Genomic DNA, 10395 nt, shown 5'->3' on the forward strand with positions numbered 1-10395 from the left:
CCTCCATGTTTTCAGCGTTCTTCATCCGGCGGCCCATCTTTGCCAGCGTGATCTCGATCATCATCATGCTGGCCGGGATTGCCGCCATCAAGGCACTGCCGATCGCGCAGTATCCGAATATCGTGCCGCCGCAGGTGTCGGTGACCACCAGCTATCCGGGCGCATCGGCGGAAACCATCGCCAAGTCGGTGGCCGCGCCGCTCGAAACGCAGATCAACGGCGTGGACAACATGCTGTATCTGCAGTCGGCCAGTGCGTCCAACGGCTCGCTGACCATCACCGTCACCTTCGCCATCGGCACCGACCCGGACCAGAACACCATCAACGTGAACAACCGCGTGCAGGCCGCCATGGCGCAACTGCCGCAGGAAGTCACGCGCCAGGGGGTCACGGTGCAGAAGAAGTCGTCGACCATCCTGATGGTGCCGGCGATCTATTCCCCCGAGGACCGCTTCAGCCAGACCTACATCAGCAACTACACGCTGGTGAACATCATCGACGACATCAAGCGCATTCCGGGGGTCGGCGACGCGTCGATCTTCGGCGCGAGCGACTACTCGATGCGGGTCTGGATCCGGCCTGACCGCCTGGCCCAGCTGAAGCTGACGCCGGCCGACATTTCCAGCGCCATCAACGAACAGAACGCGCAGTTCGCCGCCGGCAAGGTCGGCGCGGAACCGACCAGCGGCAAGCCGGTCGACTTCACCTATACCGTGACCGCCAAGGGGCGGCTGGAAACCCCTGAGGAATTCGGCCAGATCATCGTCCGCTCGAACCCCGACGGCTCGAAGATCAGGCTGAAGGATATCGCCCGCATCGAGCTGGGCGCCAAGGACTACTACTCGCAGACCTTCCTCAACGGCAAGCCGGCCACGCTGTTCGGCGTGTACCTGGCCCCGGGCGCGAACCAGATCGCCGTGTCCGACGCGGTCCAGGCCAAGCTGAAGGAACTGTCCGGCCGCTTCCCGGAAGGCATCACCTACAAGGTGCCGTACGACACCACCAAGTTCATCAAGGTGTCGATCGAGGAAGTGGTGCACACGCTGTTCGAGGCGATGGTGCTGGTGTTCCTGGTCGTCTACCTGTTCCTGCAGAACTGGCGGGCAACACTGATCCCGTGCCTGGCGGTGCCGGTGTCCATCGTCGGTACCTTTGCCGGCATGTATCTGCTCGGTTTCTCGATCAATACCCTGACACTGTTCGGCATGGTGCTGGCCATCGGCATCGTGGTCGACGACGCGATCGTGGTGCTGGAAAACGTCGAGCGGCTGATGCGGACCGAACACCTGTCGCCAACCGATGCCGCGATCAAGGCCATGCAGGAGGTGACCGGCCCGGTGGTCGCCATCGTGCTGGTGCTGTGTTCGGTGTTCATCCCGGTCAGCTTCCTCGGCGGCCTCGCCGGCCAGATGTACAAGCAGTTCGCCGTGACCATTGCCATCTCGGTGGTGATCTCCGGCATCGTGGCACTGACGCTGACGCCGGCGCTGTGCGCCCTGTTGCTGAAGGATCATGACCACAGCAAGAAGCCGAACCGCTTCTTCAGCTGGTTCAACGATTTCTTCGAGAAAGCTACCGGTCGCTACACCGGCGGCGTGTCGTTCCTGCTCAAGCGCTCGGCGGTCGGCCTGCTGCTGTTCGCCGGCATCATCGCCGTCACGCTCGGCCTGTTCCGCCACGTGCCCGGCGGGCTGGTGCCGGACGAGGACCAGGGTTATGTGCTGACCCAGACCTTCCTGCCCGACGGCGCGTCGCTGACGCGCACGCAAAAGGCGGTGCTGAACCTGCAGAAGATCGCCAGCGAGAACCCTGCCACCGCCGATGTGGTGACCATCAATGGCCTCGACCTGCTGACCGGCGGCACCTACAAGACCTACAACGGCGTGACCTTCCTGCCGCTGAAGGACTGGAAGGAGCGCGAGAAGCACAAGGGCCAGGACTCGTTCAGCTATGCGAAGGAGATCATGCAGGGCACTTATGGCGACCCGACCTCGCTGACCATGGCGTTCAACCCGCCGCCGATCTCCGGCATGTCGAACACCGGCGGTTTCGAGGCGTATATCCAGGACCGGACCGGCGGCACGTCGCAGGATCTGGAAGTCGCGCTGAAGAAGTTCATCGACGCGGCACGCAAGCGGCCCGAGCTGACCGGTATCAACACGCTGTTCTCGGCCAACGTCCCGCAAATCTACCTCGACCTCGACCGCGAGAAGGCCAAGGCGCTGTCGGTGCCGATCAATGACGTGTTCGCCGCCATGCAGAGCACGTTCGGCGCCTACTACGTGAACGACTTCAACAAGTATGGCCGGCCGTTCCGGGTGCAGATCCAGTCCGAGTCCGACTTCCGCTCGCGACCGGAGGACATCCGCAACGTCTACGTGCGTTCGACCAGGGGCGACATGATTCCGCTCAACGCGCTGGTCAATGTCAAACAGGTCAAGGGCACGGAAGTGGCCGAACGCTTCAACGTGTTTTCCGCCGCCAAGGTCATGGGCGGTCCGGCCCAGGGCTACAGCTCGGGGCAGGCAATCCAGATCATGGAACAGGTGGCGGCCGAGTCGCTGCCGGACGGCTACACGCTGGCCTGGACCGGCACGGCGTATCAGGAAAAGGCCACCAGCGGCTCGTCGGCGATCGTGTTCATCGCCGGCCTGATCATGGTGTTCCTGATCCTGGCCGCGCAGTACGAGAAGTGGTCGCTGCCGCTGGCGGTGCTGATGGCGGTGCCGTTTGCCCTGTTCGGTGCCATTCTGGCCAACTTCCTGCGCGGGCTGGCCAATGACGTGTACTTCCAGATCGCGCTGGTGACACTGATCGGTCTGGCGGCCAAGAATGCCATCCTGATCATCGAGTTCGCAGTCATGCGCATGCACGAGGAAGGCGAAACCCTGGCCCAGGCGGCGGTCAACGCGGCCCGGCTGCGTTTCCGCCCGATCATCATGACCTCGCTGGCCTTCGTGCTTGGCTGCGTGCCGCTGGCCATCGCGTCCGGCGCCGGCGCGGCCAGCCGTCACTCGATCGGCACCGGCATTATCGGCGGCATGCTGGCGGCAACCTTCGTCGCCACCTTCTTCATCCCGATGTTCTTCGTACTGATCATGAAACTGTTCAAGGGCGACAAGCCCGTTACGCCGCCCGCCACCCCGCCGACCGGCACGGATGGCTCGCAGGGAGGACATGCCTGATGAAACGTCTGCTCCTGCCCACGCTGATCACGCTGGCGCTCGGCGCCTGCGCGGTCGGTCCCGACTACCAGCGACCGGCGATGGACCTGCCGCAGTCGCTGGCTGCCGACGCCCGCCCTGACGCCCGTGTCGACCTGAACTGGTGGACCGCGTTCAACGATCCGGTGCTCGACGCCTTCGAGCAGCGTGCCAGTGTCTACAACCGCGACCTGCTCGCCGCCATCGCCCGTGTCGACGAGGCCGCCGCGCAGCTGACCAGCACCCGTGCCGACCTGCTGCCGCAGCTCAACGGCGCGGCCGGCGGCCAGCGCGGCCAGCCGTCCAGCCTGCTGCCGTCCAGCGGCCTGCAGCCGGGCCAGAAGGTCATCGGCGAGCAGTACAACGCCTCGCTGCAGGCCTCGTACGAGCTCGATCTGTGGGGCAAGCTGCGCCGCGCGACCGAAGCCTCGCGCGCCGAGCTGCTGTCGTCGCAGGCCGCCCGCGACACGGTGGCGCTGACGGTGGCCGCCAGCGTGGCCAACGGCTACTTCCAGCTGCGCACTTATGACGAGCAGCTCGACATTGCCCGCCGCACGCTGAAAAGCCGTGAAGACGCGCTGGTGCTGCGCAAGAAGCGCTTCGAGGGCGGACTGATCTCCGAACTCGACTATCGCCAGGCCGAGGCGGAAACCGCCACGGCGCGCGCCGCGGTGCCGCTGTACGAGCAACTGGTCTCGCAGGCGGAAACCGCACTGAAGGTGCTGATCGGCGCCAGCCCGCGCGAGATCTATCAGGGTGAGGTCAGTCGCGGCAAGGCGCTGTCGACGCTGAACGTGCCGCCGACGCCGCCATCCGGCCTGCCGTCCGACCTGCTGCTGCGCCGGCCGGACGTGGTCGCCGCCGAGCAGCAGCTGGTGGCCGCCAACGCCCGCATCGGCGTTGCCCGTGCTGCCTACTTCCCGGACATCACCCTGACCGCCGCACTGGGCAGCGCCAGCCTGGCGCTGGGCGACCTGTTCACCGGGCCGGCCGCACTGTGGTCGTTCGCCGGCGACCTGACCATGCCGATCTTCAACTGGGGCAAGACCGGTGCCGGCGTCGACATCGCCAATGCCCGGCAGAAGCAGGCACTGGCCAGTTACGAGCAATCGGTGCAGAACGCGTTCCGCGATACCCGCGATGCCCTGGTGGCCCAGCAGAAGACCGCCGAGCAACTGGTGGCGCAAAACACCCAGGTGTCCGCCTATACCCGCACCACCCACCTGGCCCGCCTGCGCTACGACAACGGCTATTCGAGCTATATCGACGTACTGGACTCGGAACGCAGCCTGTTCAGTGCCGAGCTGGACCGGGCCAACACCCGTCTGGCCCGCCTGCAGGCGGCGATCAGCGTGTTCCGTGCGCTGGGCGGCGGTTATAGCCAGCCGCAGGACGCAGGCAAACCCGCCGGCTGATTTCCATCAGGCAGACAAAAACGCCGCGGCAGATGCCGCGGCGTTCTTTTTTGCCTTGCCGGGAAGCAGGGCTTATTCGATCCGCTCGCCGTGCAGCGTCACGTCCAGGCCTTCGCGTTCCTCGTCGTTGCTGACCCGCAGGCCCATCGCCATGTCGATCAGCTTCAGCAGGATGAAGGTCACCACCAGCGTGTAGCCGGCCGTCGATACCGTGGCAATCGCCTGCGTCATCAGATCGCCTTCCACACCGCCGATCGCCTTGACCGCCAGCGGGCCGACCAGCAGCGAACCGATGATGCCGCCGACACCATGCACACCAAAGGCATCGAGCGAGTCGTCATAGCCGAGCCAGTGCTTCAGCGACGTCGCACCGACGTAGCAGGCGCCGCCGGCCACCAGACCGATCAGCAGCGCGCCCTTCGGGTCGACGAAACCGGAGGCCGGCGTGATCGCCACCAGACCCGCCACGGCACCGGATGCAATGCCCAGCACCGACGGCTTCTTCTTGAAGATCCATTCGACGAACATCCAGGTAGCGGCAGCGGCACCGGTGGCGACCTGGGTCACCAGCATGGCCATGCCGGCACGGCCATTGGCTTCCAGCGCCGAGCCGGCGTTGAAACCGAACCAGCCTACCCACAGCATCGAGGCCCCGACCAGCGTCAGTACCAGGTTGTGCGGCGGCATGGCTTCCTTGCCGAAGCCGATACGCTTGCCAAGCACCAGCGCGCAGACCAGACCGGCCACACCGGCATTGATGTGCACCACCGTACCGCCGGCGAAGTCGAGCACGCCCTCCTTGAACATCCAGCCGGTCGGCTCCCACACCCAGTGGGCGATCGGCACGTAGACCACGAACAGCCACAGCGTCATGAATACCAGCATGGCCGAGAACTTCATCCGCTCCGCAAACGCCCCGGTAATCAGCGCCGTGGTGATGATCGCGAACGTCATCTGGAACACGACGAATACGGTTTCCGGGATGTTCGCGCCAGCCGTGCCGGTCAGCGAATCCATGTTCACGCCATTGAGAAAGGCCTTGTCCAGCCCGCCGATAAAGCCGCTCCCCGGCGTAAAGGCCAGCGAATAGCCAAACGCAAACCACAGCACGGTCACCACCGAGCAGATGGCGAAGCTCTGCATCAGCGTGGCCAGCACGTTCTTCTTGCGCACCATGCCGCCATAGAACAGCGCCAGGCCGGGAATGGTCATGAACAGCACCAGCGCGGTCGACACCAGCATCCAGGCGGTGTTGCCGGTATCCAGCTTCGGTTCGGGAACCGGGGCGGCAACAGCGGCGGTGGCCGTGGCATCAGCCGCCGTGGCCGGCGCACTGCCGGCGCTGTCGGTGGTGGTCGGCGCCGGGGCGGTCGCCACCGGCGAGGTCGCAACCGGTGTCTGCTTCATGATCACCGCAGCACCGATGCCGAGCACGCCGATCAGCGCAAGAATGCTCAACGTTTTCTTCATGATGGTTTCTCCTCGGAACTCGAATGCCTAAACCGCTTGCGCGCCGGTCTCGCCGGTACGGATACGCACGACCTGTTCGAGGTCGTAGACGAAGATCTTGCCGTCACCGATCTTGCCGGTCCGGGCCGAGGTCTCGACCGCTTCGACCACCCGGTCGAGCAGATCGTCATGCACGGCGATCTCCAGCTTGACCTTGGGCAGAAAGTCGACCACGTACTCCGCACCGCGATAGAGCTCGGTATGGCCCTTCTGGCGACCGAAGCCCTTGACCTCGGTGACGGTGACGCCCTGGACACCGATGGCCGACAGCGCCTCGCGCACTTCGTCGAGCTTGAACGGCTTGATGATTGCCGATACCAGTTTCATGCCTGTTCCTTCCTCATTTGCTGAAATCAGACACGGCGACCGGTCACACACGGTGCCGTCGTGTTGCACTGCAGCTGATGCAGCTTTCGTGCCAACACAGGTGGGTTGCGGAAAAATCGATCAAATACAGCGGATTGACGCATCAGCCAGCGTTTTAGGATTCGTCCGATTGACCGGCACTCATGACGGGAACATCCTCGTCTGCCAGTCGGGATATGTCTACGCACCAGATTAGTGCATCGCCGCCGATGGCGCCGGCATTTGCTACACTCGCAACATCATCCCGTTGCCAGGAGTACACCATGCTGAGCCAGAAGCTCTTCGACGAACTGTCGAACAAGATCAGTGAAACCATTGCCGCCAGCCCGGCCAGGGACATCGAGAAGAACGTGCGCTCGATGATGGGCGCCGCCTTTACCCGGCTCGATCTGGTCACGCGCGAGGAGTTCGACGTGCAGCAGGAAGTCCTTGCCCGCACCCGCGAGAAGCTGGCCGAGCTGGAAAGCCGCGTGACCCGGCTGGAAGCCGAACTGTTCCCCGACCAGCGCGAGGTCGCCGTCGACGAGCAGGCCAGCCAGGGTCATTCCTGAGCGGATTTGCCTGTCCCCACCGGCCACACAGGCCGGTTTTTTTTCGCCCGGAGGTTTGATGAGCACCGCCGTACTGCACAGCCGCGCCCTGATCGGTGTCGACGCGCCGGAAGTCGCGGTCGAAATTCATCTGGCCAATGGCCTGCCGGCATTCTCGCTGGTCGGCCTGCCGGAAACCGAGGTCAAGGAAGCACGCGAGCGGGTTCGCGCGGCACTGCTGACCACCGGCTACGACTTTCCCAACCGGCGGGTGACGGTCAACCTGGCGCCGGCCGACCTGCCGAAAGCCTCCGGCCGCTTCGACCTGCCGATCGCGCTCGGCATCCTCGCCGCCAGCGGCCAGTTGCCGGCGGCGGCACTGGACGGCCATGAATTCGCCGGCGAACTCGGACTGACCGGCGAGCTGCGGCCGATTCGTGGCGCACTGGTCATGGCCTGCGCCGCCCGTCGCGCCGGACGGATATTCGTGCTGCCGGCCGGCAGCGCCGACGAGGCGGCCATCGCCGGCGACGGCCTGGCGCTGATCGCCGCCGATACGCTGGCAACCCTGACCGCCCATTTCGACGGTCGGGCGCCGCTGGCGCCGTTCCAGCCCGCGATGGCTGGCGCCGGGCAGCCCGATTATCCGGACCTCGGAGATGTCCGCGGCCAGGGTGCAGCGCGGCGGGCACTGGAAATTGCCGCCGCCGGCACCCACTCGCTGCTGCTGTGCGGCCCTCCCGGCACCGGCAAGTCGATGCTGGCCGCCCGGCTGCCGGGCATCCTGCCGCCGATGCACCACGATGAGGCACTGGCGACCGCAGCCGTCCATGCGCTGGTGCAGCCGTTTGATCCCGCGCGCTTTCACTGCCGCCCGTACCGTACACCGCACCACTCGTCCTCCGCCGTGGCGCTGGTCGGTGGCGGTGTAAGAACTGAAAATATTTGCAAATGCACAATGCAAAATGAGAATATTGCCCACTATTTGTTAGTGAAAGCGGGTAATGGCGCGGTTCATTCACAAGCGTTTGGCGCGACACCCCGGTCTGTGGCGAGTAGATGGCATTGGTCCTCTCGCAGTTAGTGGTCGTTTAGGGCGACGGGCGGCTGTTTATTTTTCCGGCCTTACCGAGGAGGGGCTGGTTCAACCCTACTGGAAGTCCTCTCTCAATGAATCAACCCTGATACTGCCAATTCATTCCGCTTCATTACGCGAGTTCAAAGTCGGTTCAATCTGGCGAGAGGGGCTGCGGGTGGCAGGGCCAGAACCGATTGCCTCCCCCTATCATGTCGACGTCAGCCAAGTTCGTTTGGTGACGTTGGAGCAGGCGATCCAACTGAATGATCAGTGGGCATCAACTGTCATACCGAACGCTAATCTCAACTTCGGTCAAAACCGTTCCTTACTGGCTTCAACCCTTTATGCGATCCTGCCCGTACTGGGTGATCGCATGACCCACTGGTTAGTTGTCCCCGCTTCTGAATTGTTGCGCTTCTATACCGGTGTTTCTTCACGTTTGCTATCTGGTGCCTTGCAAGGACGCCTTGAAAGTTATGTCGATTGGGACAAGTGCCGGATGGAGGATGGACGCCCAGTCCTTCACGTAAAGCAACAGCTTAATCGCAAGGAAGCAGCGGTGTTGGCGCGGGCAGTCGCCTTGCCAGCGGCCAAGTCCTCTCTGTTTGCCTCCCATCAACATCTGGCATCGACCCAAGCCAATAACGCTACCTCGAATGAGGATAGTAAACGTCCATTGGTAATCAAGGCGGGCTTCCCGTTCACAGACACGACCCAACTTTATGTGTCAGGCAAGCGCATGCCCCTGACCAATAAAAACAAGGAGGGGCAGCAACAGTGGGCAGTCTTTGTCATGGAAATCCTCGTATGTACCCATTCACTGGGTTTCTCGAGTTTGGTGCTCGAAAGCGACGATCCGTTTGTTGAATCGGGAGCGTCTGGTGGGGCTGGTGGGGGCGTCCGGCCGCCACAGCATAAACCCCTGCTGGATGATGATGAAGATGAATATGAACTGGAGGATCTCCCGGCTGATCAGCGTTTGGCTCGCCTGGTTGTCCGCAGTTATACCAACCAGTTCAGTGCTTTCGAAGGGGTAGAGTTTGAGCACCGCCGCCCTCGCGTAGTAGGAGGAGGCAACCGGCCCAGCTCGCAGATTGAGGTTCCCGTCAATGCCTTCACGGTGGAGGATGGCAGCCATGCGAACGATGCTGAGGGCAACCAAGGCGTCAGTGCTTTCCAGAATCGGGTCGCGCAGGTCAATCGGGATCTGTCACTGTTCCTGGAGATGCTGCGCCATCTGCGTGCTGCTACTGCGAAACGAGATTGGCAGGTAGTGACTCGCCGACTCAATGATGGCCTAGTGCAGAATGGAGAGTTGATCGCCGTTTTCCCGGAAAAAGTCGGCAAGAAACGTACCTGGCACAAGGTGATTGATCCGGATGGTAATGAGCGTACCCGTCAAGTGGTGTGGGCGGAGACGCGGCTTGGAGTGGAAGAGGAGTATGTCTACCTGATGGAAATGGAGCTGAAGCCTGGAGAAACCGGCCAGTGCACTCTTCTACTTTATAAGCATGATTTTTCGCGCCTGGAAGACAAGACATTCGCGGAGCTTTTGGTGCTCACTGCAGTACAGAACCGTTGGCCGGATCGACATAACAAGTGGGTTAAGAATGATCACCATAAGCGGGCGAAAGTATTGTTTGAGCAGGTTCAGATTCACCGTATCAACCACCCTTCGGTGCCCAAACCCAAGGGGGAAGATAAGCAATCGGCGAGTGCTACAACCAAACTGAATCCGAAGTCGTGGAGTGGGGTTCTGCTTAGCAAGATTGACGAGTTGCTTCCCGTACCAGCTTGAGGTGAGCTTGTGCACAAAGACGGTGTCACAGACGCCTGATGGGGGGCAGAGGAAATACCGATGACATCCCCGCTTCCCCTAGACAGAGATGGACATTTCATGGACTGCCCCGGCTCCAGTAGGCATTCCTGCCCTATGATTTGAGCATGGGAGGATGTCCGTGAGTACGCAGCGTTTTACCCCAGAATTCAAAGAAGAAGCCGTCAAACTGACCTTCCCCCGCCCGGTATCCCAGTCATAAATTAGCAATCAGGACTGGTTGGGGATGGTTTTTCTCCCGGTATTCGACCGGGGTCAGGTAGCCCAGCGCACTATGTGGCCGAGCGGCGTTGTAATCCTGGCGCCAGGCTTCGATTTTCTGCTTGGCATCATGCAGGTTCCGAAAGACATGCTGGTTCAGACACTCTTCCCGAAACCGGCCATTGAAGCTTTCGATATGTGCATTGTCTACCGGCTTTCCCGGCCGAATGAATTGCAATCGAACTCCTCTTCGGCA

The 10395-nt window shown here is 62.5% G+C and carries 8 protein-coding genes; 5 read left to right on the top strand and 3 right to left on the bottom strand.

Annotated features, from left to right (window positions below; genetic code table 11):
• The first annotated feature begins 5 nt into the window (after nucleotides 1-5).
• Entirely contained in the window at nucleotides 6-3185 is a 3180-nt protein-coding gene (locus Q352_RS0112225; RefSeq protein ID WP_028499596.1) for an efflux RND transporter permease subunit, read from the top strand.
• Nucleotides 3185-4618, top strand: a complete 1434-nt coding sequence (locus tag Q352_RS20895; protein WP_156952534.1) for an efflux transporter outer membrane subunit — start codon at nucleotides 3185-3187, stop codon at nucleotides 4616-4618. The genes Q352_RS0112225 and Q352_RS20895 overlap by 1 nt, the downstream gene beginning before the upstream one ends.
• A gap of 72 nt (nucleotides 4619-4690) precedes the next feature.
• On the opposite strand, the gene Q352_RS0112235 is transcribed toward Q352_RS20895, so the two are convergent.
• Entirely contained in the window at nucleotides 4691-6088 is a 1398-nt protein-coding gene (locus Q352_RS0112235) for an ammonium transporter (protein WP_028499597.1), read from the bottom strand.
• 27 nt (nucleotides 6089-6115) lie between these two features.
• Nucleotides 6116-6454 (bottom strand): P-II family nitrogen regulator, encoded by a 339-nt coding sequence (gene glnK / locus Q352_RS0112240; RefSeq protein ID WP_028499598.1) that lies wholly within the window; start codon nucleotides 6452-6454, stop codon nucleotides 6116-6118.
• A gap of 302 nt (nucleotides 6455-6756) precedes the next feature.
• Here glnK and Q352_RS0112245 point away from each other — a divergent pair, with 302 nt between their 5' ends.
• The 3 genes from Q352_RS0112245 to Q352_RS23405 are packed head-to-tail and all read left to right on the top strand — an operon-like array spanning nucleotide 6757 to nucleotide 9899.
• Nucleotides 6757-7044 (top strand): accessory factor UbiK family protein, encoded by a 288-nt coding sequence (locus Q352_RS0112245; RefSeq protein ID WP_028499599.1) that lies wholly within the window; start codon nucleotides 6757-6759, stop codon nucleotides 7042-7044.
• 58 nt (nucleotides 7045-7102) lie between these two features.
• Nucleotides 7103-8107 (top strand): YifB family Mg chelatase-like AAA ATPase, encoded by a 1005-nt coding sequence (locus tag Q352_RS20900; protein WP_051528912.1) that lies wholly within the window; start codon nucleotides 7103-7105, stop codon nucleotides 8105-8107.
• Nucleotides 8028-9899, top strand: a complete 1872-nt coding sequence (locus tag Q352_RS23405) for a hypothetical protein (RefSeq protein WP_156952535.1) — start codon at nucleotides 8028-8030, stop codon at nucleotides 9897-9899. The genes Q352_RS20900 and Q352_RS23405 overlap by 80 nt, the downstream gene beginning before the upstream one ends.
• 235 nt (nucleotides 9900-10134) lie before the next feature.
• On the opposite strand, the gene Q352_RS22835 is transcribed toward Q352_RS23405, so the two are convergent.
• A partial coding sequence (locus Q352_RS22835; protein ID WP_156952536.1) for an integrase core domain-containing protein occupies nucleotides 10135-10395 on the bottom strand: 261 nt, incomplete at its 5' end.

The organism is Microvirgula aerodenitrificans DSM 15089 (genome assembly GCF_000620105.1).
In the GTDB taxonomy this organism is placed as follows: domain Bacteria; phylum Pseudomonadota; class Gammaproteobacteria; order Burkholderiales; family Aquaspirillaceae; genus Microvirgula; species Microvirgula aerodenitrificans.